Consider the following 26,999-nt stretch of genomic DNA (forward strand, 5'->3'; position numbering starts at 1 on the left):
GGCGCCGCGCGCTCAGTGCAACGGAGCTGGCGTGGGCCACCCGGCAGCTGTCCAGCCTGCTGGCCGCGCGCCTGCCGCTGGAGGCCGCGCTCAGCGCGGTGATCGAACAGGCCGAGCAGGCACACGTGGTGCAGGCGCTGACGGCGGTGCGTGCGGACGTACGCAGCGGCCAGCGGCTGACCACGGCGCTGGCCAGCCGCCCGCGCGACTTCCCGGCCATCTATCGCGCGTTGGTCGGTGCGGGCGAGGACTCCGGTGACCTGGGCCAGGTGATGGAGCGCTTGGCCGACTACATCGAGGATCGCAATGCGCTGCAGGCCAAGGTCATCACCGCCTTCATCTATCCCGGCGCGATCAGCCTGGTGTCGGTGGCGATCGTGATCTTCCTGCTCAGCTATGTGGTGCCGCAGGTGGTCACCGCGTTCGTGCAGGCGCGGCAGACGCTGCCGCTGCTCACACGGGTGATGCTGGAAGCCAGTGCATTCGTGCGCGAGTGGGGCATCTGGGTGGGGCTGGGTGTTGCGGCTGCCGTGGTGGGGTGGCGGCTGGCGTTGCGCCGCCCCGCATTCCGCCTGCGCTGGGATACCGGCCTGCTGCGCGTGCCGATGCTCGGCCGTTTCGTGATCGGCGTAAACAGTGCCCGCTTTGCCTCCACGCTCGCGATTCTCATCGACGCGGGCGTGCCGCTGCTGCGTGCACTCGACGCGGCGCGGCAGACGCTGGGCAATGCGCTGCTTGCACGCTGTGCGGACGACGTGGCGGCGCGTGTGCGCGAGGGCGTGGGGCTGGGGGCGGCATTGAAGGTGCAGAAGGTATACCCGCCGATCCTCGTACATCTGGTTGCCAGCGGCGAGAAGACCGGTGCGCTTGCACCGTTGCTGGAGCGCGCGGCGCAGACCATCTCGCGCGAGATCGAGCGTCGCGCGATGGCGCTCACTGCATTGCTCGAACCGGCGATGATCCTGGTGATGGGTGGCGTGGTGCTCACCATCGTGCTCGCGGTGCTGATGCCGATCATGGAAATGAACCAGCTGGTCAACTGAGTTCTCCACACCGTTCTCCAGAGTATTACAGCGAGTTCCACACCTTTCTTAAGCGCGCTGTCATCGCACGCGCCGAGCATCACCTACGTCGTCGCAGCGAGGACTGGGAGGTCCCCGGCGGCAGCAGGTGCAGTGATCGTTCCTCCCTCGGTGTTTCAACTTCGTAGTAGAACCCTTCTGGAGAAGACCATGAGCAAGTACAAGATCCTCGCCGCGGTGGTTGCCACCGCTCTGATGTCCGTCGCCGGCGTTGCCTCGGCCCAGGTCGCCGTGACCGGCGGTGGCGCCTCGCTGCCGGCCGACCTGTACAAGGGTTCGTCGGACAGCATCCTGCCGGCCAACTTCAGCTACGCCGTGACCGGCTCGGGCACCGGCAAGAGCGCGTTCCTGACCAACAACTCGGCACTGTTCAGCGCCACCGGCACCGTGCATTTCATCGGCAGCGACTCGGTCCTCAGCGGCGGCCCCGCCCTGGTCCCGACCGCCGGCAGCGAGCGCGCGATCTACAACAGCACCTACAACGTGGCCGGTGACGCGAACCGTTACGGCCCGCTGCTGCAGTTCCCGTCGGTGGCGACCTCGGTCACCATTCCGTTCAACAAGGCCGGTGCCGCGCTGAACATCGCCGACGCCGACCTGTGCCGCATCTTCTCCGGCCAGTACACCACCTGGGATCAGGTTGCAGGCAGCGGCCGTACCGGCAACCTGCGCGTTGTGTACCGTAATGAAAGCAGCGGCACCAGCGAGCTGCTGACCCGCTTCCTGACCACGGTCTGCGAGAACGAAAACCTGTCGGCCAGCACGCTGAAGGACGGCAAGTTCTCGGTGCAGTCCACCTTCAAGAACCTGTTCGTCGGCAACGTGGCGCCGGGCACCTTCGACGCCGCTCCGGCCAACGGTGGCACCTCGCTGTACACCACCGTGTACGCCGCCGAAGGCCGCATCGGCTATGTCGGCCCGGACGTGATCCCGAACCTGGAAGACGCCACCAAGGTTGCCAAGCTGCGCGGCTTCTCGCCGAGCGAAGTGAACGTGTCGGAAACCCTGGACACCGTCGCCCCGCCGAGCACCCCCGATGAGCTGGCCAACCCGTCCCGTTGGGCGCCGGTCTTCACCAACCCGTCCAAGGGCTATCCGATTGCCGGCTACACCTACTTCGTGGTCGGCCAGTGCTACAAGAGCACCCCGGTCACCGCCCAGCTGCGTGCCTTCCTGTCCACCCACTACAACGCGGGCGTGGCCGGCACCAACGACACGGCGGTCCGCGCGCATGGCTTCATTCCGCTGAACCAGGCGTGGCGCGAATCGATCCGCAACAACCTGGTCCTGGCCAGCACGGTCAACGGCCTGGGCAACACCACCACCTGCGGCGTCTCGCCGAACACCATCGGCCGCCCGTAAGCGGCAGGTATCAAGGAACGATACCCAGGGCGCCGGCAGCAATGCCGGCGCTCTTTTCGTTGGTGGGCAAGCCAACTCCCTGTCGGCTTTGCGCCGCCGCCCCCGTCTAAGAGGTGCGTGGCCAGATCCTTGGGGGGCCACATCCATTCAGCAACCGCTCGTGTCGAGCGGGCCTTCCGGTTGACGAGGTTTCGATGTCGCACCTGCATTCGACCGCCCTGCGCGGTACCGCCGCTTCCCAGCGTACGCTCGGCAATCACCCGATGGCGTGGGCCATCGCCGTGGCCTTGAGCTCCCTCACGGTGCCGGCGGCCGCGCAGCAGGCCTTCAGCCCAGCGTGGTTCGCCGAGAAGGGGGCCGCACAGGGCGCGGCGGCGCAGAGCGGGCGCATGCCAAATGGAGTGCCGGTCAACTTCGGCCAGCCCACCCAGCAGCAGGACGCGGCGCGGCAGAAGCTGCAGCAGTCCATCGACAACCTCGGCAGCGCGGCGCAGGCGATCACGTTGCAGCAGCGCCTGCAGGAGCAGGCCCGCCAGAATCTGCGCAACGCCGGTTACGTAGTGGCCGATGGGTTGGGCGAGGGTGGCCTGAAGGTGGATGAGAATCCGCTCACCCGCGGCTGGCTCAACGCACGCGAGGCGATACAGCGCACCGGCGCCGACGGCAGGGTCGAAGTAAGCATCGAGCAGACTGCCGACAAAGCCGTCCTGAACTGGGAAACCTTCAACGTAGGCGGCAACACCACGCTCAGCTTCGGGCAGAACGCGGACTGGGCGGTGCTGAACCGGGTCAACGACCCGAATGCCCGGCCCAGCCAGATACTGGGTCAGATCAAGGCGCCGGGCAGCGTGTTCGTCACCAACCGCAACGGCGTGGTGTTCGGCAACAACAGCCAGGTCAACGTGCGCAACCTGGTGGCCGCCGCCGCCCGGATCAGCGATGCACAGTTCAAGGACAACGGGCTGTACAGCGCGGACAACACCCATGCCACGCTGACCGATGCACTCGGCGATGTGGTGGTCGAGCGCGGCGCCCGCATCACGACCCATGAGCCGTCCACGGCGACCCGCAGCGGCGGCTATGTACTGCTGGCGGGGCACACGGTTGAGAACGCCGGGCAGATCGAGACGCGGCAGGGCCAGACCCAGCTTGCCGCCGGCGATGCATTCGTGATCCGTCGTGGCGTCGGCACCGCGCAGAACACCGCGTCCACCACCCGCGGCAATGAGATCGCGCCGCAGTTCGTCGCGGGCAGTACGGCCGGTGAGGTCAGCAACACGGGCCTGATCCGCGCACGCGAAGGCGACATCACCCTGGCGGGGCGCACGGTGGAGCAGGCCGGTGTGGCAGTGGCCTCCACCACCGTGAACCAGCGGGGCAGCGTGCACCTGCTCAACGCGATCAGCGACCACGCCGGTTCGGTGACGTTGACGGAAGGGTCGACCACGGCGGTGCTGATCGAGGACGACGGCAAGGCCACCGCGCTGGACAGCCAGCGCGATGCGCTCATCGCCGAGTCGGCGGCGCAGGATCCGCTGCGCGCCACCAGCAACAGCGGTACGTTCGACAACCTTTCGCGCATGCAGGACCGGCGCGACCAGTCGCGCATCGAGATCGTTTCGGGCGGCGCGGTCGCCTTTGAAGGACAGTCCCTGACCCTGGCCACGGGCGGCCAGGTGGTGGTGGACGCCGCGGGGCGCAGTTTCCTGGCCGATGGCGCGCGCGTGGACGTGGCCGGCGCGACCGGCGTCAAGGTCTCGATGGAGAGCAACAACGTCAAGATCAACGTGCAGGGCAATGAACTGCGCGACTCCCCGGACAACCGCGACAGCGGCAAGCTCAACAACCTCAACAACAACAGCGCGTGGATCGATCGCCGCTTGCTGGTGCATGTGCCCGCCGGAACCGGTGGCTACGAGGCGGATCGCTGGTATGCGGCGGGCGGGCTGCTGGAAGTGGGCGGCTACCTTGGCACCAACGGCCATTCCATCGGCGAGTGGGCGGCGCAGGGCGGCAGCGTGCTGCTGGGCGGCAGCGAGGTCATCACCCAGGCTGGCTCGCGGATCAACCTGGCCGGTGGCAGCCTGGACGTGGCCACCGGCACCATCCACCAGACCTGGCTGCGCGGCAACGATGGCCAACTGTACCGGCTGGACGACGCACCGGCGGCGATGGTGTTTGCCGGGGTGTACCGTGGCTTTGAAAGCGCGCACGAACGCTGGGGCGTCACCGAGAGCTTCCGCAACCCGCTCATCGCCAGTGAAACGCGGGTCGAGAACGGCTATACCGTCGGCCGTGACGCCGGCAGCCTGACACTGTCCGCGCCGACGGTCGTTCTGGAAGGCGATATCGACACCGGCACCTTCCAGGGCGTCCGCCAGGACCGTGGCCCGGATGTCGGCCAGGAGGGTTACGCGCAGGCGCAGACGGCGGTGGCCCGCAATGCCGCGCTGCTGCTGGGCAGCTACAGCGCCCGCGGCCGCGACGGTGCATTCGCCACCGAGGTGCGGTTGGACGATACGCGCGCCACACCGGCCGCGTCTGGCCTGCAGACCCCGTTGGAGGCGAGCCGTCGCAATACGTTCTGGATGGACGCCGATACCCTCAGTGCGCAGCAGTGGGGGCGACTGGACCTGACCACCAGCGGCACCCTGCGCACCGCCGGCAGCCTGCACCTGCAGGATGGCGCGGCCTTGGCATTTACCGCCGCCCGCGTGGAGATCGACGGCGATATCGCGGCCCACGGCGGTTCGCTGCTGGCCGGCAATCTGTTGAACGTGCAGGGCACACCGCAGGCGCTGCTCCGTGAGGGACGCGGTGGCGTGGTCGTGGGCGACAACGCCCGCATCGACCTGAGCGGCACCTGGACCAATGCGCTGATGCAGCCCGAGGCGACCGCCCGTGCCGCCTGGATCGACGGCGGCACGGTGCAGCTGGAAAGCAGCCACGACGTGCAGTTGGGCGCGGGCAGCCAGCTTCTGGTGGATGCGGGTGGGCGGGTGACGGTAGGTGGCGACATGCGCGGCGGCAAGGGCGGCAGCGTGCTGTTGCGCGCCGACGACGCGCGTGTGGCCAGCGATGGCTCCGGCCGCGTCACGCTCGGCGAAGGCGCCACTTTCAGTGCGCTCGGCGTCACCGACAGCGGCCGTTTCACACTGGAGACCGGCGGCCAGGTGCGGATCGGGGGCGAGCCCGCGACGGATGGCCTGGACCTGGATGGCGCCGTGTTCGCCAGCGGCTTCGCGTCCTATGACATCAATGGCCACCGTGCACTGGATGTTGCCGATGACGCGCAGCTGCAGGTGGTGCGCCCGACACTGCGGCCAACCGCCGGGGCTCTGTCCGCCACTGACCGCGATGCAGCGCTCGAAGCGTGGCTGGCGCCGCAGTACCAGATGGATCTGGCCACGGGCGCAGTCATCCAGCGCGACGGCGCGAACCTGACACTGCGCTCGGAGCGCGCGTTCCACGGCGGCGACCTGCGCATTGGCGACGGCGCGCTGGTCGGAGTGGACAGCGGTCAGTCCATCGCGCTGCGTGCGGGCGGCAACATCACCGTGGACGGCACGCTGCAGGCACGCAGCGGACAGATTTCCATCAACGGTACCCGCAATCCGTCCACGCTGTTCGACGGGGTGCCGGGTACCCGCACCTGGCGGATCGGTGACGGGGCCGTGCTCGATGCCAGCGCGGACAGCTTCGTGGGCACCGACGCCAGCGGGCGGCGCCAGGGCATCGTGCATGCCGGCGGCAGCATCAGCATTGGCGGCGAGCTCGACTGGGAAGCGCGCAACGCGGTGGTCGATCCGGTGGATGCCTTCGTGGTCGTGGACACCGGCGCACGCCTGCTTGCCTCGGGAGCGACCGAGCGGCTGCAGGTGCAGGGGCGCGGCGAGCAGCAGGTGGATACCAACGGCGGCAGCATCGTGCTGCGTTCGGCGGATGCGCTGTACCTCAACGGCACCCTGGAGGCCGCCGCGGGCGGCAGTGGTGCCGAGGGCGGCACGCTCGGCATCGCGTTCGGTGGCGCTACGTACGCAAGCACAGCCATTGACGCGGTGCTGGTGGCGCGCACGCTGGGCCTGGGGCAAGCGCGGGAGGATGCGTCGGATACGCGCGTTCCCCGCTATGGACACGGCTATCTGAGCGTGGAACAGATCGAACAGGGCGGCTTCGACCACCTGTCGCTGTTCGGCGACGTGCGTGCGGATGACAGTCTGGACCTCTCCATGGGCGGAAGCCTGCGCCTGCATGGCAGCATCGGGTTCGTACCGGGCACCGAGGCGCAGCGCACGCTGATGCTGTCGGCGCCGTATCTTCGCCTCGCACAGGCGACCTGGCGGATCATCGGCGGTGAGAACCTGAAACGTTCCGTGGCCGCACCGCTGGACACGAAGAACGATCATCGCCTGCAGGCCAATGCCGCGCTGATCGATGTGCGCGACGTGGTCAACGTGGCCGGCTTCGACCAGGTCAATCTGCACAGCAGCGGCGACCTGCGCCTGCTGGCCGGAAGCACGATTGGCGCCAGTGGGTTCACACAGCTGGCAGCGCCGAAGGCACTGGAGATCACCGCCGCGCAGATCTATCCCACCACCGGTGCGCGTGCGGGCATTGCCGTGGGACTGGACCCCAACCGGGTGGGTAGCGATGGCTTCTGGACCTGGGCGAATCCGGAGGCGGTGCTGCGCATCGCGCGGTCCGAAGGCAGCACGGCACCGCTGCCGCATTCGGTGTTCGGCACCCTCAGCCTGGTCGGGCCCACCATCGAGCAGGGCGGCATTGTGCGCGCGCCGCTCGGCGCGCTGCGCCTGGGCGGCACCAGCACCCAGGCGGAAGGGGCACAGGTACGCCTGCTCGCTGGCAGCATCACCTCCACCAGTGCGGCGGGGCTGTCGCTGCCCTACGGCGGCACCGTCGATGGGCTGCAGTGGTACGTCGATGGTGCGCTCGTTTCGCCGCAGGTGATCGGCGGCCGGATAGGCTCCACTGTGGAGCCCATCGGCATCACGTTCGACGCGGCGCAGACGTCGATCGACGCCGGTGCCTTGCTGGACCTTTCCGGCGGCGGTGAACTGACCGGTGCGGCGCACGTGAGCGGGCGCGGTGGTTCGGTGGACATCCTGCGCCACGCGCTGGCGGACGCCAACCCGGCGTATGCGTTCAGTGCGTCAGGCAATCCGGTGTACGCGATCGTGCCGAGCTACACCGGCAGCGCCGCGCCGGCGGGGATGGCGCAGGGAAGCGCCGACCCCGCGATCGGTCAGCGCATCGTGGTGCCGGCGGGTGTCCCCGGCCTTGCCGCGGGCACCTACACGTTGTTGCCGGCGGTGTACGCGCTGCAGCCCGGGGCGTTCCGGGTGGAACTGGGCGGCTCCGGCGTCACCGGCGTTGCCGGTGCCGTGGCGACGGGCACCGGCTCCTGGCGGGTGGCAGGGCAGCAGGGGAGCGGGCTGGGCGGTGCGATATCGCCCCTGCTGACCGATCTGCTGATCACGCCCGCCGACGTGGTGCGCCGCCATTCGGGCTACAACGAAACGAGCTACAACAGCTTCGTGGCCAGCGACGCGGCGCGCGTGGGCGTGCCGCGTGGCATGCAGACCGTGGATGCGGGGCGGCTGAAACTGGCGCTCAGCCCCGATGCCGGCCGAAACGGCGTCAGCGCACTGCAGGTGGCAGGCGAAACCCGGTTCGACGCAGCCGGAAGCACGGGCTACGCGGGCAGCGTGGTGGTGACCACGACCGGCGGAACGCTGGACATTGTGGGCGCAGGAACGTCCGCTGTAGAAGGCGCAACCGGCGCCGTGCTGGAGGCGGAGGCATTGAATGCCTTGAACCCTGCCCGGATGGTGCTGGGCGGCGACTTCAATATGGGCGCGCTGCTCGAACCTGCCTTCAATATTACGGCGACCACCGACACGGTCCGTGTGCGAGAGGGAGCCGCACTGCGCGCGCCGGAACTGGTGCTGACCGCGCGGCCCGGGGGCGAAGGCATCATCGTGGAACAGGGCGCAACGCTGAGTACACTGGGTGAAGGTGCGGCGTCCTTCGATGCCACCGACGGCTACTTCTACCAAGGCATGAATTCGGCCGTGTTCGCCGTGTCGAACGGCGAGGTCAACCTGCTGCCGACGTCGGGCCAGGCCACTGTGGACATCCGTCTGGGCACCTGCCTGAGCGTTTCGTGCAGCGGGCAGGCGCTGGTGGTCTCCGAGGGCAGCATCATGTCCGCTACGGACGGCCGACTGGAGATTGATGACAACGCCAGTTATGGCACCCGCCGCCTCGGGCTGGCGGTGTCGGCGATCAACCTTGGCCAGACCGATGCGCTGCGTGACTTCGCCGCCAATGGCGGCCTGCCGCCCGGCCTGGCGCTCAATCAACAGGTGCTGCAGCAGCTCCTGCAGGGCAACACCGCCACCCAGGCCCCCGCACTGGAAACGCTCAGCCTGAGCGCACGCGATGCGATCAACGTGATCGGGAGCGTGGACCTGGATACCCGCGATGCCGCCACCGGCGTCAGCCGGCTGAAGCAGCTGGTGCTGGGCGCACCGGCCATCCATGGCTATGGCAATGCCGAGGACCGCGCGCGCATCGTGGCGGATACGCTGCTCTGGGACGGCGCGCTGGCCACTGGTCAGCGCATCGGCAGCGAAGCGAGCGCGCCGCAGGGCGCGGCAATGGTCGGCCGACTGGGCAGCGGGCAGCTCGACATCATCGCCTCCACCATCGAATTCGGTTCTGCGGCGTTCACCCGCCGCCCGTCGGCGTCGAGCGCCGCCCGCCAGCTGCTCGGGTTCTCGTCGGTCAACCTGCAGGCCAGCGACCGCGTGGTGTTCTCGGGCAAGGGCAGCCTGGATGTGTATCAGCAACAGGGCGACTACGTGACCGGGCAGGGCTGGCAGTACAGTGGCGGCGCACTGGACATCGCCACCCCGCTGCTGACCGGCGCGGCCGCCGCACAGTTGGCGGTGCGCACCGGTGGCGCGCTGACCCTGCACGGCGCCACGGCGACACCGGGCGACAACGCCGCGCTTGGCGCGGAGCTGTCGTTGCAGGCCAAGGACATCATGCTGGACAGCACGGTGCTGCTGGCTTCGGGCCGGCTCACCGCCAAGGCCACGGGTGACATCACGCTGGGCGCGGCAGCGGACCTCGATCTTGCCGGGCGCAAGGTCAGCCTGCTGGACGTGGACAAGTACAGTTGGGGCGGCGATGTGGAACTCGGCACCACCGAGGGCGACATCCGCACCGACGCTGCATCGCGCATCGACCTGTCGGCGCGCAACAACCGTGGTGGCCGCTTGACCGTCGATGCGGTGGGCGAACAGGGCGGCCGTGTCGACCTGGCCGGCAGCATTCTTGGCGGCGCGAGCGGCCAGACCGACGCAGGCGGCAGCGTGGTGCCATGGGACGCGGGCGAACTGGTGCTGCGTGCGCGCCAGCTGCAGGATTTCCAGGGTCTCAACCAGCGCCTCAACGCCGGCGGCGTGACCGGCGCGCGCAGCTTCCAGCTTGCGGAAGGCGACCTGGTCGTCGGCGACGAGGTCAAGGCGCGCTATGTCGACATCAGCGTGGACGGTGGCCGTCTCGACGTGGCGGGCCGCATCGACGCCAGTGGCGTCCAGGTGGGCGGCATCCGCCTGGCGGCGCGTGACGCGCTGCGGGTGGACGGCACGCTGGACGCACACGGCACCGGGCTGCGCGTGGACAGCTACGGGAAGATCATCGACAGCCCGAACCGGGCCGATATCGAACTGACCAGCGGGCAGGGACGCGTTGAGCTGGGCGGCGCAGCGCAGCTGGACCTGCGCAGTGGAACGGGGGTTGCCACAGGAACGGCAGCGGGCCAGAACGATGGCGCGCCGCGTGGATCGCTGCGCATCAACGTGCCGCGCGTCGGCATGGACGATGCCGGGATCGATGTTGCCGGTGGGGTTCGCATCGACGGTGCCCGCGACCTCCAGGTCAACGGCTTCCGCCGCTATACCGACGCGCCGCTGGCCGCCGCGGAGGATGTGCATGGCAACCGCCCGCAGGTGGTGACCCAGGCCTGGTTCGACCAGGTCGTGGATCCGGACAACCGCGCGTGGTTCGACGCTGCGCTGGGCAATGGCGATCTGCAGCAGCGTGTGGCAGCGCTGGGCACGTACCGGTTGCGGCCCGGCGTGGAGATCGTTGCGAATGCCGGCGCGGACAATATCCGCGGCGATCTGGTGGTGGCCGGCGACATCGACCTGTCCGGCTATCGTTACGGCCCGCAGGCAGACCGGGTGGATCCGGCACGGCGCGGGTTTGGTGAATCGGCGGCGCTGGCACTGCGCGCCGAGGGCGATATCCGGCTGTATGGCAGCATCAACGACGGCTTTGCGCCGCCGCCGGCCAATCCGGACGAGGCGGGCTGGATGCTGATCCCCAGCCCAGCCGGCAACACCCGCACCCCGTACGGCGCGGACATCATCGTGCCCAACGGCGGCGTACAGCTGCAATCGGGCACCCAGTTCGTTGCCGGTGTCATCCTGAACTACGCCATTCCGTTCCGCGCCATGACGTTGCCGGCGGGCACGGAGGTGCCGATGGCTACCCGTATCGACGGTACGCTGCTGCTGACCGCGGGTACGGTACTGCGTGCGCCGGTGACCACCGCAGACGGGCAGACGCTGGCTGCCGGCACCGTGCTGTCGGCGCCGTTGAACCTGGGCCCGGGTGCGGTGCTTGGCGCCGGCTTCCGGCTGGACAGCGCGCTGCCGATCCAGGCGCAGGTCTGGCCGGCGGGCGTTGCACTGCCCGCCGACATGCGCCTGAGCGCTGCCGTGGACCTGAAGGCCGGTTCGCTCATTCCGTCCATGACTGAAATACAGCTGGCTGGGGACCAGCCGGTGAACCTGCGTCCTGCCGATGCCAGTGGCAGCCAGGGCCGCAACTGGGCGCTGGCGCCCATGTTGCCCGAGGGCACCGCGTCGTGGGACATCACCGCCGTGGCGGGTGCCGATACCGGCGCGGCCGATAAGCGTGCGCGCCGCTTCGGCGCCGATGGCAACCTCGTCCTGGCCGATACGCACTATTCGACCATCCGCACCGTGGAAACCACCAGCCGGTTCGAGGGCGAACGCGTGATCACGCTGCAGGGGTCGCTGGACACCTGGGGCGACGACAGCTTTGCCGGCAAGCCGGTTGTGGAGCTGGCCGACATGTTCGGCATGACCGAGGACAACTTCTGCGCGACCTTCGACGGCGCCTGTGGGAATGCGCCCCGACTGGTGACACGGGAGGGGTCGCTGGAATGGAATGGCGACGAGAGCTACACCGGACGCCCTGCCAGCGAACTGGCGGCGTTGCATGACATGACCGAGGAACAGTTCTGCGCGCGGGCCGCGTACCTCTGCTACGGCGGCGGGACCTGGATCGACGAAACCCACTACAACAGCCGGGTCGGCAGCCCGGCCTGGAGCGTGCTGCGCACCGGCGCAGGCGATCTCACGCTGCTGGCGGCGGGTGATGTGGAGATGCGCTCGGGCTACGGCGTCTACACCGCGGGCACGCCGACCTCCTTCGGCGACGACCGCGATGCCGCGTTCAATCCCGAGCGTGCACCGGCACCGGGAAACACCCAGCTGTTGGGAGCCGTGCAGGCCGGCGGTGCCTACGATGCGGCCCTGGCGTCCTATCAGGCGTGGTATCCCGATGCCGGTGGCAACCTGCGTGTGGCGGCGGGCGGTGACATTCGCGGCGATGTGTGGGCGGAACGCGCCTTCCTGGGCCAGAGCAGCTCCCCCGATGCGGCCGATGCGGCGAGCGCTGCGGTGGGCAACTGGCTCTGGCGCCAGGGCGGCGCCGCCGGCACGACCGCGACCGCGACCGACGCCAGCTGGTGGATCAACTTCGGCACCTACACGTTGGTACGCAACGCAAGTACGTCGACCCCGCGCATGAGCGGCTTCACCGGTTTCGGCACCTTGGGCGGCGGCAATCTCCGCCTTGAAGCGGGCGGGCACGCCGGTGTGCAGTCGGCCATGGGCGGTGCCTTGCAAGATGCCAGCGGCGCCGGACACTCCACGGCACTTGTCGCGGTGGTGGGATCCACCGGGCGGGTGAGCGAGGGTGAGCTGTTCCTGACCGGCGGCGGCGATCTGTCGGTGCGCACCGCCGGTGCGTTCAATCCGGGTCTCGATGCGACCACCCAGTCTTCAGGCGGCAACATCCAGAGCCTCGAGCTCAACGGCACATTGGTGAACCTGCGCGGCGAGCTCACCCTGCAGGCATCACGCATTGGCGGCATCGCTACCACCTCAGCCAGCTACCGGCGGCTGGACAATGCGCTGCCGGCCGCAGACCCGTTCACCGCCCAGCGTGGTGCGGCCATGGGCGGTCCCGTGCTGGTGCTCGGTGACGCCACCGCACTGCTGCAGGCGCGTGGCGATGCCGTGCTGGGTGCGGTCACCGACCCGGGCCGCGCAGCGGTCCTCAACTACAACGCCGTGACACTGGCCGACGGCACGGTTGCGGCCGGCGCCAGCTGGTTCTCGCTGTGGACCGACCGCACCGCGCTGGATATGGTGGCGGCAGGCGGTGATCTGGCGCCCAGCCTGGTCGGCAATCGCCACACGATGGGGCGCGACGTAAATGGCGAAGGCTTCGGCTCCTCGCTGCGCTACTGGCTGCTGCCCTCGACGGTACGCCTGCTCGCGGCCAGCGGCACCATCAAGCTGGACCAGGCCTCCGACACGGGCAGCGATGTACTGCTGACGCGACCGTCCAGCAGCGGTGTGCTCGAGGTGCTGGCGAAGGAATCGATCCTGGCCACGCCCGGGGCGGTGGGCATCAGCAGCGGCGGCGCCGACGCCCGCCTGCCGACCCCGTTCGACCCCGCGTACGTGGCGTATAAGGCGCTCGTCCGCGTCCGCGACAATCTTTCGGTCGATGCGCCTGCGGTGGAACCACGGGACGGCCTGCCGCTGTTCGCCTTCGGTGCGCCCACGCTGCAGTTCAACGACCTGCGTGCGGCCGGCAGCGTTCCCAACCGCTTCTATGCGGTGGAGGGCGACATCATCGGCCTGCGCACTGGCCAGCACTGGGAGCTGGATCGCCAGGTGGGCGACACCCGCACGGTGTTCACCTTCGACGATGTCGCCGCGCCGGTGCATGTGCGGGCGGGCCGCGACATTCTGCTCAGCGACATCGGCGGCTTGAACAACACCGGCACCGACATCAGCATCGTCGAAGCAGGGCGCGACATCGTGCACACGCCGATCCGCATTGCAGGCCCGGGTGACCTGGATGTCAGCGCCGGCCGGCAGATCCGCCAGGAGGACAAGGCCAGCATCACCACCACGGGCGGCCTGGCGCAGGGCGACACCCGCCCGGGTGCCAGCATCGCGGTCACCGCCGGCAACGAACAGCTGGACTACGCCGCGTTGCGTGCGCGCTACCTCGACCCGGACAACCTGGCCGACCCCGCGCTGACGCTCGCCGAACAGCCCGGCAAGGCGGCCAAGCTGTATGGCACCGAGCTGGAGACCTGGCTGCAGGAACGCTTCGGCGTACCGGCCAAGGGCGATGCGGCAGTGGCGCTGTTCGATTCGCTGCCGCCCGCCCAGCAACGCCTCTTCCTGCGCCAGGTCTACCACGCCGAACTGCGCGCGGCCGGCCGCGAGTACAACGATCCGGACAGCCCGCGTTTCGGCTCCTACCTGCGCGGCCGCGAGGCGATTGCCACGCTGCTGCCGGAGAAGGATGGTGCAGGCAAGGCGATCGACCGCCGTGGCGATATCGTGATGTTCGGCGGCTCCGGGGTGCGCACCCAGGCTGGCGGCAACATTGACATTCTGGCCCCGGGCGGCCAGATCGTGGTCGGTGTGCAGGGGGTCGTGCCGCCGGCGTCGGCGGGCCTGGTCACGCAGGGGCAGGGCGACATCCGGCTGTTCAGCGATGGCAGCCTGCTGTTGGGCCTGTCGCGGGTGATGACCACATTCGGCGGTGACATCCAGGCGTGGTCCGCCCGTGCCGACATCAATGCCGGCCGTGGCGCACTGACCTCGGTGCAATACACCCCGGCGCTGCGCGTCTACGACCAGTGGGGCAACGTGAACCTGTCGCCGCAGGCACCGGCCACCGGTGCGGGTATTGCCACGCTGGCGCCGATTGCCGAAGTGCCGGCCGGCGACGTGGACCTGATCGCGCCGCTGGGCACCATCGATGCGGGCGAGGCGGGCATCCGCGTCTCGGGCAACGTCAACCTCGCCGCGCTGCAGGTGTTGAACGCGGCCAACGTGCAGGTGCAGGGCGAGAGCACCGGCCTGCCGGTACTGGCCACGGTGAACGTCAACGCGCTGACTTCGGCCAGCGCGGCCGCCAGCAGCGCCAGCCAGGCGGCGCAGGACGTGATGCGCAAGACCCAGGACGACGCACGCCGCAACCGGCCTTCGGAAATCAGCGTGCAGGTGCTGGGCTTTGGCGCCAGCAGCAGTGTTGATCCGAAGCCGCGCGTGTCCGAGCCGGTAAGCGCGTATGACCCCAACAGCGCGTTCCGGTTCCAGCAGGCGGACGCGGCTCCCCGCACCGAACGGAGGTAGCGCCACGCCCTGCGTGGCCTGCTACCTGCTCTGTGTCGGGCCTCACTGCAACGCGAGTACCCGCACATAGCGCCGCGGCCCGCGTCCATCCTCCACCTCCACCGTGACCCGCACACCCTGTGCGGGCAGGGTGTCACCCGGGACCGGTAACGTGCGCCAACCGTTGCCGGGTTCCCACGCCTGCACATCGAAGCGCTTCAGGTCACCGGCGACCACCACCGCGCCCGCTGCTGCCGGCGCCGGCAGGGGAAATCCCGTGCCGGGGGCGCCACTGGCTCGGCGTAGCGTGCGTCCCTGCTGGAACCAGCGCACCCGTTGCCAGCGTGCCCCGTCACTGCCCACGCTGCGGGTGATCTCCAACGAGACATTGCCGCCCGGATCGCGTGCGCTGATCATCGACGGCGGCAGCAACCGCTGCGGTGTGTCGGCCGGCAGCGGGGCACCGCGCTGCAGTTCGGCGTCGGCCCGCATCTCGATATCGCGTTGCAGCTGCTGCAGGATCCGCAGCGATGCGGTGGTTTCCGCATCGCTCGCACGCAGCCGCTGGTCGCTGTCGTCCACGCTGTCCAGCGCCCGCCAGCAGATGACGCTCAGCAGTGCCATGACCGTGATGGCGATCATCACCTCGATCAGGGTGAAGCCCTGTTGCCGGCGCATCATTGTGTTGTGCTCCACGGATTGCGTACCACGATCAACCGTTTGTCGGGTTGTTGCTCCAGGTAGATCGCCAACTCCACCAGGCGCTCACCGTTGCGCTGCTCGATCCGCTGCAGGCCCAGGAAACGGCTGCGGCCCTGTTCGCATGTCCAGCGTGCGTCCTGCAGGGGGTACGCGTTCAATCGCAGCTCTTCCCAGCGGTTCTGCACGCAGATCAAGGCGAGGCGACGGTCGCGGATGCGCGCCTGGTCGTCGGTGGCGACAGAGACCGCGCGCATCACGGCGGCCAACGCCACGGCGACGATCGCCAATGCGATCAACACTTCGATCAGGGTGAACCCGCCTGCGCGCCGGCTCATGGCTGCACCTGGAGCTGGCCGTTGCCATCGTCGGTGATGCGCAGGTGCTGCGCGCCGGCGCTGAGCTCGAGCTCCCACGGCGTGCCGATCCATTCCGGACTCAATTCGATGCCGTCGCGCGGTCGCACCGCGACCTCAATGGCCTGCCAGTGGCGCGGGCGCAGCTCGTCGTCGCGCTGCAGCACCACCCAACGCCCACCGTCGCGGCGGCTGAAGGAATAGCCCTGTGCATCGGCCTGCCAGCGGAGGGTGCGGCCATCGATGCGGGCGTCGTCCCGCGCGACCTGGAGACGCTGCGCGAGCTGCAAGGCGTCCTGCCGCAACTTGCGCTGCGGATCGAGCAGGGTGCCCATGCCCAGGCCGATCCCGGCCGTGCAGATGCCGATGATCACCAGCACCACCATCAGTTCCATCAGGGTGAAACCATGTGCGCGGCGGTGATGCATCAGCCTGGCATCCTGCGATGACCTGTCCGGCCGAGCGTAGCGGGGCTTGATGAAACAAAAGCGTCAGCTAGGCCTGCTAGCGTCGTGCCCAGCCCGCTACGCAAGGGAAGCCGCATGGACGTGCGCCATTGGGATCGCAATCGACTGTTAACCGCGCTGGCCGCCGCGCTGCTGGTCGCTGTGTCGGGATACTGGGCCTGGCAGTTGACCGTGCCGGCCGTGGAGGTCGAGGGCATCCAGGTCCGGCGCGGCGCAAGCCGCGCACAGCCGGTGGCCCCGGCGCTGGTTGCCCCGCTGGTGCGCGTGCTGTCGCCGGGCGCAGTCGCGACAGACGTGCAGGTACTGGGCGTGCTGGCGGGCAGCCACGCGCCGCTCGCGTTGTTGTCCGTGGATGGCGCACCGGCGCAGGCGTACGCCACCGGGCAGCGTCTGGGGCCCTCCACGCGGGTGGCCGAGATCGGGGCGGAGGTGGTCACCCTCGAGCAGGCCGGGCAATTGCGCGCGTTGCCGGTCCCCGCGCTTCCACCGCTGGCCGGGCAGGGCATCGTGCGCGCCGACGCCGCGACAACGCGCTGATCCGCGCTCATCGCGCCGGCCGCTGCGGCACCACGGAGGTGCCCAAGGCATTGCCCATGCGCTGCCGCGTGCCTTCCAGGTTGTATTGCAGCAGCCGGTTGCCGGGCTCACGCGAAAGTCGCTCCGCCTCTGACACCGGCACCGGTCGAGTCGCAGCGGGCGGCGTGAGCCGCGCCTGCAGGCAGGCCCACGGGCGCACCGTTTCGCCATTCACTTCCACCTCGATGCAGGCCGCGGCCGGAGTGGGTGTCGCCTTGGCCGGTGCGCGGGGCGCATCGCCTGCAGCGGCGGCCAGCGCGGTGAGAAAAAGCAGGGTGTGCACGGCGAACTCCGGGATTTCCGCTCTCTTCCTCAAAGACGGATGTCGCGCAGCGAAAGCGCCATCGCGTCGTGCGACGCCGCAGTTGTTCTCCGCACCTCTGGAAAATTCGATGGCGGCTTTGACGTGCCGTACACGTCCTGAAGAGGAACCGGCGTGCTTCACCGCGCTTTCCGCTCCCCTGTTGCGACGCGATGCCCTCTGATGACTTCCCGACTGCGCCGTTCCGCCTTCGTTCTACCGCCCAGCGGACGCCTGTCGGCGGCTGTGGCGTTGCTGCTGTCGCCGTTGCTGGCTGTCGCGCAGCAGGCCGGGCAGGATGCGCCGGTGCCGGCCAAGGTCACCATCAACGAGTATGTCGTGCGCGGCAACACCGTGCTGGACATGCGCCAGATCGAAGCGGCGGTAACCCCGTTCCTCGGCCCGGAAAAGACCATGGAGGACGTGGAGCGCGCACGCGATGCGCTGTCCGAGCTGTACCAGAAGGCCGGCTACCAGTCGGTGTTCGTGGAACTGCCCGAACAGCAGGTCAGCGGCGGTGTTGTCCTGCTCAAGGTCAACCAGACCCCGATCGGCCAGCTGCGTGTGGTTGGCGCGACCGGCAAATCGCCCGAGCGCATCCGCAACCAGGTCCCCGCGCTCGCCGAAGGCCAGGTGCCGGACTTCAACGCCGCGCAGACCGAGTTGTCCGCGCTCAACCGCAGTGGTCGCCGGCAGGTGATGCCGGTGGTGAAGGAGGGCACGGTGGCGGGCACGATGGACGTGGATCTGCAGGTGGAGGAGCGCTCACCGTGGCGTGCCAGCGCGGCGTTGAACAACGACCACAGCGCCGATACCGAAGACCTGCGCCTGAGCGCATCCATCGGTCACGACAACCTATGGGGAATCGGCCACAGCGCCACCCTGAGCGTGTATACCGCGCCGCAGGACACCGACCAGGCGAGGGTGATCTCTGCCAGCTACGTGGCGCCGTTCGAGGGCACCCCGTGGGGCCTGGAGTTCAACGGCTACACCTCCGACAGCCAGGTGCTGAACGTAGGCGGGCAGGGTGCGGCGGGCGGCGGTACCAGCGTGCTCGGCGATGGACATTCGCTGGGCCTGAAGCTGACCTACCTGCTGGAGGGCAGTGCCGCCTGGTGGCGCCAGCTCAGCGTCGGCGTGGATTTCAAGGATACGAAGGAAGACACCCGGCTGGGCGACGAAAGCATGGTCACGCCCCTGAAGTACGCGCCGATCACGCTGGGAATCACCGGCGTGCGCCAGGGCGACACGGACGTGACCAGCTTCAATGCGCAGCTGGTGGTCGGCACGCGCCGCCTGTTCGGCTACGGCAGCGACACCGCCGACTTCGACCAGAAGCGCTACCGCGCCGATCCCAGTTTCGTGGTGCTCAAGGGCGAGGCCGCCAACACCCATACCTTCGCCAGCGACTGGCAGTGGTATGCGCGCGCGTCCCTGCAGATGACCGATGCGCCGCTGGTGTCGGCCGAACAGTACGCGGCAGGCGGCATGTACACGGTGCGCGGTTACCTGTCGGCCGAAGCCATCGGCGACTACGGCGCGCTGGCCAACCTGGAATGGCGCACCCCGGCGCTGCGTGCCGGCACCTGGCTGGACGCGCGCCTGTACGCGTTCGCCGATGCCGCCTACCTGCGCCTTCGAAAGCCGCTGCCCGAGCAGGAAGACAAGTACAACCTGGCCTCGTTCGGCATCGGCGCGTCGCTGCGCTTCGGCGACCACCTGCAACTGCGCCTGGATTATGGCTACCCCTACAGCGATGGGCCGACCACGTCCAAGGACGACCCGCGTTTCAACTTCAACCTCAGCACCAGCTATTGACCGACGCGTGCACGCGTCGAACCGGAGATTGCGCATGGCCCGTTTACTTCCTCGACTGCTGCTGTTGCTGGCCGCGCTGGTTGCGCTGCCGGCCACCGCCGCCGACGCCGACTGGTGGCAGGCCGAGTGGCCCTACCGCAAGCCGATCACGCTGGATGCCGGCCCGCAGGGCGCCGGCCTGGCCGCTGATCCGGGCCGGAGCCCGGTGCTGCTGCGCCTGCATACCGGCAACTTCGCCTTCGATGGTGTTGCCGACGGCGGCAAGGACCTGCGCTTCCTGTCCGCCGACGGGCGCACCGTGCTGAACCACCAGGTCGAGCAGTTCGACCCGAAGTTGGGCATGGCGCTGGTCTGGGTCGATGTGCCGGCGCTGGCGGCCGGCGCGCCGCAGACCATCTGGATGTACTACGGCAACAAGAATGCACCGGCCAGCAGCAACGGCCAGCAGGTCTTCGACCCGGACTACACGCTGGTCTACCACTTCGCCGATGCCAACGCCCCGGCACGCGACACCACCGCTTACGGCAACAGCGCAGGCGCCGTGGTCCCGGCGGCCGAGGGCGCCGTGATCGGGCGCGGCGCGCAGCTGGGCGCCGCGGCGCTGCCGCTGCCGGCCAGCGCATCGCTGGCGCAGGCGGCGGGCGCGCCGTTCACCTTCTCCGCCTGGATCAAGCCGGCGGCCGCGACCGGCGCCCAGGCCATCTACAGCCGTCGTGAGGGCGAGGGCGAGCTGCTGATCGGCATTGCCGACCGCGCCCCGTTCGTGCAGCTCAATGGCCAGCGCAGCACACTGGGCCAGCCGATTCCTGAAGGCCAGTGGGCGCACCTTGCCGTGACGGCCGCCGACGGCACGCTGCGCCTGTACCTCAACGGTCGCGAGGTGGCACAGCTGGCCGGCAGCCTGCCGGCGCTCAACAGCGCACCGGTGATCGGTGCGGACGCCGCGGGCGCCGCGGCGCCGCTGGCGAATTTCGACGGTGCCATCGACGAAGTGCGGCTGTCACGGGTGGCACGCTCGCCGGCGCTGCTGCAGGCCGACGCCGCAAGCCAGGGCGGGGACGCCCGCCTGGCCAGCTACGGAGCCGATGAACAGACCACGGGCCAGAGCCATTTCGGCTTCATCCTCAAGGCGATGCCGGTGGATGCCTGGGTGGTGGTGTTCCTGCTGGGCCTGATGCTGCTGCTGTCGTGGACGATCATGATTGCCAAGAGCCGCTACTTCGGCACCGTGGCCACCGCCAACGACGCTTTCACTGTGCAGTACCGCAAGGTCGCCGGTGCGCCGGTCGCCTCGCTGCAGGAACTGGAGCGCACCGGCACGCTACCGCCGCGCATCCGTGAACACTCTTCGCTGTGGCGGCTGTATCGCATCGCGATGGAGGAGATGGACGGCCGCGGCTCGCACCATCACGGCCTCACCGCGGCAGCAATCACCTCGATCCGCGCGTCGATGGATGCCGAGGTCACCCGCGAATCCGAACGCATGTCGCGGCGCATGAACTGGCTGTCCACCACCATCGAAGGGGCGCCCTACATCGGCCTGTTCGGCACGGTCATCGGCATCATGCTGGTGTTCGTGGTCGCGGCGATGGCAGGGGCGGTGGACATCAATTCGGTCGCGCCCGGCATGGCCGCCGCACTGCTGTGCACGGCCGCGGGGCTTGGCGTCGCCATCCCGGCGCTGTTCGGCTACAACTGGCTGGCGGCGCGTGCCGAAGCCATTGCCGCGGACATGTCCGTATTCGTCGACGAGTTCACCGCGCGCCTGGCCGAAGAATTCGACCGCAGTGCACCGGACGCCGCCGCGCGCCCGGTCACGGCCTGAGGTCCGCGTCATGGCCAGGACAAAACGGTTCGGCATCAAGAAGCGCGAGAAGGGGATCAACGTCACCCCGTTCGTCGACGTGCTGCTCGTGGTGCTGGTGATCTTCATCCTCACCAGCAACGCCAGCATCCCCGGGATCGAGGTCAACCTGCCCAAGGCGAGCAACAGCACCGCGCTGGAGAAGCCCAAGACCAAGGCGATCACGATCGACACCAACGGACAGGTGTTCCTTGACGCCTATCCGGTCAGCCTGGCCGAGCTGGAAGACCGCCTGCGCACCGAGAAGGCGACCAACCCCGACTTCCCGGTGATCGTGCGCGGCGATGCCCAGGTGCAGTACGCACGCGTGGTCGAAGTGCTCGACCTGCTGCGCCGGATCGAGCTGAGCCAGGTGGGCCTGGTGACCGGCAAGGTGCAGGGATAACCCCGATGCCCGGCACCCGCTCCCCCGAGACTGGCCGACCACCCGGGCGCAAGCCGTGGCTGGTCACCGCCGTGCTGTGCGTCCTCGCGTTCCTGCTGCTGGCCGGACTGCTCGGGTGGCTGCTGATCAAGGACACCGCCAGCACCCGCCGACCGGTGACGCCGCCGCAGATGCTCGCCTTGCCGCCGCCGCCCCCACCGCCGCCACCGCCGCCGGAACCTCCACCGGAACCCGAGACGCCGCCGGAAGAGACGGTGCCCGAGCCCGATACGGTCGAGCCGGTTCCCGCCGAGGAGCCGCAACCGACGCCCGACACGGCCGACCCGGTCAGCATGGATACCGACGCACAGGCCGGCACCGACAACTTCGGTATCCGTTCCGGCAGCGGCGGTGGCATGAGTGGCACCGGTCCCGGCGGCGCCGGCAATGCGAGCTACGGCCGCTACCTGGGCTACGTGATGCAGCAGGCCATCGCGCGCGATGACCGGCTGAAGAAGCTGGCGTTCCGGCTGCAGGTCGACGTGTGGATGTCGCCGGATGGCCGCATCACCCGGGTCGAACTCAACCGTGGCAGCGGCAACGACCAGGCCGATGCGGCCGTCGTGGAAGCGCTGCGCCAGCTGGGCCAGGTGGACCAACGACCGCCGGCATCGCTGACCTTCCCGGCGCGCGTGCTGGTCCAGGGGCGCCGCCCCGGTGCCTGATTTCCGTCGACTTCCCTGTTTTCCCTTTGCAGCGAGATCCGTGATGAACATCCGCAACCGCACTCCGAACGCGATCCCCCCGCGCCCCCTGCGACGGGCGCTGCTGTGCTGTGCCGTACTGTTGGCGATGGGTGCACCGGCGGGGGCCATGGCCGCCGAGGAAACCACCATGGTCAAGCTGATCCGCGGCCTGATCGCCAGCGGCGCGCTGCGCGCCGAAGACGGCCAGGCCCTGCTGCTGCAGGCGCAGGCCGAGGCAGCCGAAGCGAGCTCGGCACGCACCACCGCCAGTGCCGCGCCCGCCGCTGCAAGCACCGGCGGCGTGGCGCTGGAACCCGGCGACGTGCGCGTTCCTTATATCCCGCAGCACGTGCGCGATGGCATCCGCGACGAAGTCCGCACCGAGGTGTTGACCCAGGCACAGCAGGAGGGGTGGGCCGCACCCCACGAGGTGGCCGACTGGACCAAGCGGATCAAGGTGAGCGGCGACATGCGCGTCCGCAGTGAATCGCGCTTCTATTCGGACAGCAACAGCGATATCGAGATCGACTGGGCGGCGATCAACAACGGCAGCGGCTACGACACCAACCCGAACACCAACCTGGGGCTGCCGCCGCTGCGCAACACCCGCCAGGACCGCCGCAACCTGTGGCGCATCCGCGCCCGGTTGGGGGTGGAGGCCGACATCAGTGAAAACACCCGCGCCGGCGTACGCCTGGCCAGCGGCAGCAACAGCGGCCCGGTGTCCACCACCGAGCAGCTCGGCGGTGGCCTGGAGAAGAAGGACCTCTGGCTGGACCAGGCGTGGCTCTCCTATGCCCCCACGTATTGGGCCACGATCAGGGGCGGCCGCTTCGGCAATCCGTTCTGGTCCAGCGACACGCTGTTCTCCACGGACCTCAATGTCGACGGTCTGGCGGCGAACTTCGTCACGCCCTGGTTGAATTCGGGTTCGCTGTCGGTGTTCGGCACCCTGGCGGTAGTGCCGCTGGAGTACACCTCCGACAATTCGCCCAGCCAGAGCCAGGTGAAGACCCCCAACGAGAACAAGTGGCTTAGTGGTGCACAGGTCGGCGCGGACTGGCGCTTCAACGAGCAGAACACGCTGCGCGCGGCCGTGGCCTACTACGACTACAAGAACGTCAGCGGCAAGGTGTCCTCGCCGTGCCTGCTGTACGCGGGCGCCGCCGGCTGCGACACCGACTGGTCGCGCCCGGCGTTCATGCAGAAGGGCAACACCCTGATGCTCATCCGTGACATCGCCCTGAATCCGCTGGACCCGGCCAATACGCCCACGCCGCAGTATGTGGGCCTGGCGTCGCCGTTCCGGCTGGCCGACGTGAACCTGCGCTGGGACACGGCGTTGAGCTACACGCTCAACATGCGCCTGGAGGCGGACTACATCCGTAACCTGGCCTACGACCGCAACGCCATGTTCGCCCGCGCCAATGGCGGCATCGTCAACAACTTCGGCAATGGTGGCGCGACCACGGCGGACACGTTCCGCAGCGGCGACACCGCCTGGATGCTGCAGGCGACCTTCGGCGCCGTCGACCTGAAGCAGAAGGGCCAATGGCAGGCGCTGCTGGGCTACAAGCGGATCGAGCCGGATGCGCTGCCCGATGCGTACAACGACCCGAACTTCCATCTGGGCGGCACCAACGCGCGTGGCTACTACGTCGGCGGTGCGTATGCGTTCGACCAGCGCAGCTGGATCAGCGGCAAGTGGATGGCGGCCAAGGAAGTGTTCGGGCCGCCGCTGGCCATCGACGTGTTCCAGCTGGAGTTCAATACCGGCTTCTGAGCCGGCAGCGGCCACCATCGCACCACGGGAGGGAAGGATGAATCGCCGAAAACTGTTCGAGAGCGTGGTGGCACAGGACCCGTCGCCAGGCGAGGGGCCCGCGTATGTGTCGGTACAGAACCTGCGCCAGCACCTGGCCGAGTTCCTGCTGTACGCCGGCCGGCCGGTGGTGATCATGCGCGGGCGCAGCGAGGTCGGCTACTTCCTGCCGGCCCGCTGCTGGCGCCAGCGCGAGGACGACCCGGTGGCCGCGGCGGCCACGCGGGAGATGCTGGCCGCTGCAGGCTACCAGCCCGAAGATGTGGACCGCTCCGAGCGCGAGTACGCACGGATGCGCGAGCGCACCATCATCCATCCGAGGCATCCGCGTTGACGTGGTCAATGCGTCGCGCCGTCGGTCTTGGTCACGCGGCAGCGCGCTGAGGCACGGGGCAGGCGGCGCCGCACAGCACCAGCGCCACCGTCAGCAGCACATGTGCGCTTGCATAGCCCCCCGTGGAGCCGGGGGAAGCGCTGCTGGAAGATCCGCATAGCATGGCGACCAGCGCCGCGCCTATCGCGGCACCCAGCAAGGTAACCACCCGCGTCAGTGAGCTTGCCTGCGCGACCTGAGGGCCTACCAGGCCCCCGTAAGCACTGGACATGGACAGGATGGTCAGGACGCCAATTCCCGCGCCGCGCAACACCATGCCCACCGTCATGAGCGGAAGATCGTCGACCCAGGGTGGTAGCAGCAGGAGAGAGCCCAGGACTGCCAGCAGCACGCAGCTCTGTGCAACGCGCAGGTCGCCGCAGTGGCGCGCGGCCATGGGAAGCAGCTGGCGGGCGACGAGCATGCCGACGCCGTGCAGCGCCAGCAGCAGGCCGGTCATGCCCAACCCATGGTGACCGAGCTGGGTCAGATACAGGGGGAACAGGAACAGCCCGCCGTAGTACCCCACGCTGGAGAGAAACAGCAGGCCACAGGAACGCCGGAACGGAACGTGCGCGTATAGCCGAATGTCCAGAATTGCATTGCCCGGCGTTCGCCAGGCATGCACCAGAAAGGCGAGCAGTGCGGCGAATCCCACCAGCCCGGAGACCCATGACGATCCTGTAGTGCCAGCCGCTGTCGATAAGCTGTAGACACAGCAAACCAAGCCCAGCCCGAGCAGCACGAAGCCTGTCATATCAAGATCGGTGCGATGGCTGTCCCGGATGTCCGGTATCGCTCGGCAGGTCAGGTGCAAGGCCAGAAGTCCAATGGGAACATGCGCCCAGAAGATCACTCTCCAGTCGACCAGCAGCAGCGAGGCACCACCCACCAATGGGCCCAGGACAGGTACAAGCACGGAAGGAATGGACATGGTGGACAAGGCACCACGGGTCTTGCGCTGGCCCAGGGCTGTGACCACGATAGTCTGCATCGTCGGAAGCATGATGCCGGTTGCGTTGCCCTGCAGTGCTCTGGAGAGGATGAGCATCTCGGCTGTCCGGGCGACCGCACATAGGCAGGCGCCGGCAAGAAACAGCCAGAGTCCGGCCAGCCACACCGACCTGGCGCCCATGCGACCGCAGAGCCACGCGGATAGCGGCACGGCGGTAGCGGCAGCGAGGGTATACGCGGTGATCACCCATTGCATCTGCGACAGCGGAGCGCCCAGTGCGTACCCAATGTCCAGCAGCGCAATGTTGAGCAGGGTGGCGTCCAACAACGGAAGCACCGCGCCAAGCATCAGCGCATGGACAAGGGGGCGATCTACCGGAGCGAGCGGTTCGTCTGGTGTACCTTTCGCGGTGCTCACGTGCGCGGCCCCAGGGGCACTGCACCGTCATACGGGGCAAACTCAAGTGGCATGGCCACCGGGCCCCGGGTGTAGAACCCTTCCTCCTCGAGCATGAATCCCGGCGGAGTTCGAAGATCTCGCAGGTGGTCCAACAGAATGTTGGCTGTCAACTCGAGCTGCATCAGTGAGAACGCCGCCCCCACGCACATATGCGTGCCTGTGCCGAATGCGAAGTGCATCGAGGCTGCGCCGCCAATGGGTGCCTGCTGCGCTGCCTTTCGTCTGTTGATGTCGAACGTCGTTGGATCGCGGAAGACAGAGGGATCCCGATTGGCCGCCCCCGGCATGCAGAACACGCGCGTGCCAGCGGCCAGGCGTACTCCGCCAACAGTCGCGTCATCGTTGATCTGTCTGGGTATCAGTTGTACTGGCGAAGAGATCCGGAGCGTCTCGGCAATGGCGGGAGCAAGCAGATGACGATCATTCCTCACCCTGTCGAGCAGCGTTGGGCAGGAAACAAGATGATGAAAGAGGTACGCGAGGGCCTTGTCGCTTGGCTCGGCGGCGGCCAGCACCACGTTGAGTACCAACGCGACTGTTTCCGGGGTGGTCATGCCACCTCCCGCGGCCGGATTGCAAAGCAATGGGATCAGACCGTCGCGGCTGCTGCCCCTCAAGTCCTCGACCAGCGGCGTCAGGTACGCAATGAATGCCTGGCTGCACGCAACGCTGTGCAGCCTTTGTGCCTCCGTGAGCCTAAGGCTGGTGACAAATGTAGCCACACCGCTGTGCCATGCAATGACGTCCAGATACCTGTCCGTGGGCAGCCCCAAGGCTTCCAGCGTGACCAGCATGCTGTAAGCCTTTCCGAAGTCGTTGATCAGGTCCAAGCGCCCACGCCGCAAAGACTCCGCGAGCAGCGCCGACGTTACCCGCGCGATGATCTGTGCATGGCGCTCGCGGTTGGATCGACCACTGAACGCAGAGAGGACCAGGCCGCGCTTCGCCTTATGCTCCTGTCCCTCCATCTGAGCCAGAACTCGATCCCCCATCATGGGTTGAGCGCTTTCTGCCAATGGCGCTGTCGTAAACACGTCCGAGCGAAGCGCCTGGGCAACGTCTTCGTGGCGTCCAAGGAAGTAGGCGTCGATGGCCGGGTCCAGAAGCATGGCGTCGGCGGCGTGCAGGCGCTCGAACATGGGGATGGGATCGCGCTGGAATGCTGGATCCATGGCGTCGAACTCGATGATGTTGCGCATTGGAA

16 protein-coding genes are annotated in these 26,999 nt (G+C 68.4%); 10 read left to right on the forward strand and 6 right to left on the reverse strand.

The genetic code is table 11. From position 1 onward, the window contains the following. The 3 genes from gspF to ACREPD_RS11550 all read left to right on the forward strand — a co-directional run. On the forward strand, positions 1 to 1,043 hold a 1,043-nt coding region (gene gspF / locus ACREPD_RS11540; RefSeq protein ID WP_431599465.1), incomplete at its 5' end, for a type II secretion system inner membrane protein GspF. A 189-nt stretch (positions 1,044 to 1,232) separates the two neighbouring features. Next, complete coding sequence (locus ACREPD_RS11545; protein ID WP_431599466.1) at positions 1,233 to 2,444, forward strand: substrate-binding domain-containing protein; 1,212 nt, start codon at positions 1,233 to 1,235, stop codon at positions 2,442 to 2,444. 194 nt (positions 2,445 to 2,638) lie between these two features. Further along, positions 2,639 to 15,016, forward strand: a complete 12,378-nt coding sequence (locus tag ACREPD_RS11550) for a filamentous haemagglutinin family protein (protein ID WP_431599467.1) — start codon at positions 2,639 to 2,641, stop codon at positions 15,014 to 15,016. A gap of 42 nt (positions 15,017 to 15,058) precedes the next feature. Here ACREPD_RS11550 and ACREPD_RS11555 read toward each other — a convergent pair whose 3' ends face one another. The 3 genes from ACREPD_RS11555 to gspH are packed head-to-tail and all read right to left on the reverse strand — an operon-like array spanning position 15,059 to position 16,478. Beyond that, positions 15,059 to 15,676, reverse strand: coding sequence for a PulJ/GspJ family protein (locus ACREPD_RS11555; RefSeq protein WP_431599468.1), 618 nt, complete (start codon positions 15,674 to 15,676; stop codon positions 15,059 to 15,061). Further along, on the reverse strand, positions 15,673 to 16,032 hold the full coding sequence (gspI, locus tag ACREPD_RS11560; RefSeq protein WP_431599469.1) for a type II secretion system minor pseudopilin GspI: 360 nt from the start codon (positions 16,030 to 16,032) through the stop codon (positions 15,673 to 15,675). Before gspI ends, ACREPD_RS11555 begins: the two co-directional genes overlap by 4 nt. Next, entirely contained in the window at positions 16,029 to 16,478 is a 450-nt protein-coding gene (gspH, locus tag ACREPD_RS11565) for a type II secretion system minor pseudopilin GspH (protein ID WP_431599470.1), read from the reverse strand. The genes gspI and gspH overlap by 4 nt, the downstream gene beginning before the upstream one ends. A gap of 114 nt (positions 16,479 to 16,592) precedes the next feature. On the opposite strand from gspH, the gene ACREPD_RS11570 reads away from it, so the two are divergent. Then, positions 16,593 to 17,054 (forward strand): hypothetical protein, encoded by a 462-nt coding sequence (locus tag ACREPD_RS11570; protein WP_431599492.1) that lies wholly within the window; start codon positions 16,593 to 16,595, stop codon positions 17,052 to 17,054. Between the two features lie 7 nt (positions 17,055 to 17,061). On the opposite strand, the gene ACREPD_RS11575 is transcribed toward ACREPD_RS11570, so the two are convergent. Further along, positions 17,062 to 17,376, reverse strand: coding sequence for a hypothetical protein (locus ACREPD_RS11575; protein WP_431599471.1), 315 nt, complete (start codon positions 17,374 to 17,376; stop codon positions 17,062 to 17,064). A gap of 201 nt (positions 17,377 to 17,577) precedes the next feature. Here ACREPD_RS11575 and ACREPD_RS11580 point away from each other — a divergent pair, with 201 nt between their 5' ends. From ACREPD_RS11580 to ACREPD_RS11605, 6 genes are read left to right on the forward strand one after another with little or no spacing between them, the layout of a single operon-like run. Then, positions 17,578 to 19,212: a ShlB/FhaC/HecB family hemolysin secretion/activation protein gene (locus tag ACREPD_RS11580; protein WP_431599472.1), complete on the forward strand. Its 1,635-nt coding sequence runs from the start codon at positions 17,578 to 17,580 to the stop codon at positions 19,210 to 19,212. Between the two features lie 34 nt (positions 19,213 to 19,246). Beyond that, positions 19,247 to 21,037 (forward strand): DUF2341 domain-containing protein, encoded by a 1,791-nt coding sequence (locus ACREPD_RS11585; RefSeq protein ID WP_431599473.1) that lies wholly within the window; start codon positions 19,247 to 19,249, stop codon positions 21,035 to 21,037. A 10-nt stretch (positions 21,038 to 21,047) separates the two neighbouring features. Then, on the forward strand, positions 21,048 to 21,461 hold the full coding sequence (locus ACREPD_RS11590; RefSeq protein ID WP_431599474.1) for an ExbD/TolR family protein: 414 nt from the start codon (positions 21,048 to 21,050) through the stop codon (positions 21,459 to 21,461). Positions 21,462 to 21,466: 5 nt separating this feature from the next. Continuing rightward, complete coding sequence (locus ACREPD_RS11595; protein WP_431599475.1) at positions 21,467 to 22,165, forward strand: TonB family protein; 699 nt, start codon at positions 21,467 to 21,469, stop codon at positions 22,163 to 22,165. Between the two features lie 43 nt (positions 22,166 to 22,208). Further along, positions 22,209 to 23,969, forward strand: a complete 1,761-nt coding sequence (locus ACREPD_RS11600; protein ID WP_431599476.1) for a putative porin — start codon at positions 22,209 to 22,211, stop codon at positions 23,967 to 23,969. A gap of 37 nt (positions 23,970 to 24,006) precedes the next feature. Beyond that, positions 24,007 to 24,342, forward strand: a complete 336-nt coding sequence (locus ACREPD_RS11605; RefSeq protein WP_431599477.1) for a hypothetical protein — start codon at positions 24,007 to 24,009, stop codon at positions 24,340 to 24,342. Between the two features lie 31 nt (positions 24,343 to 24,373). Here the strand turns inward: ACREPD_RS11605 and ACREPD_RS11610 are convergent, their stop codons facing one another. Beyond that, positions 24,374 to 25,753, reverse strand: coding sequence for an MFS transporter (locus ACREPD_RS11610; RefSeq protein WP_431599478.1), 1,380 nt, complete (start codon positions 25,751 to 25,753; stop codon positions 24,374 to 24,376). Continuing rightward, complete coding sequence (locus ACREPD_RS11615; RefSeq protein ID WP_431599479.1) at positions 25,750 to 26,994, reverse strand: cytochrome P450; 1,245 nt, start codon at positions 26,992 to 26,994, stop codon at positions 25,750 to 25,752. The genes ACREPD_RS11610 and ACREPD_RS11615 overlap by 4 nt, the downstream gene beginning before the upstream one ends. Positions 26,995 to 26,999 lie beyond the last annotated feature (5 nt).

Source organism: Stenotrophomonas sp. (assembly GCF_050737075.1).
GTDB lineage: Bacteria > Pseudomonadota > Gammaproteobacteria > Xanthomonadales > Xanthomonadaceae > Stenotrophomonas.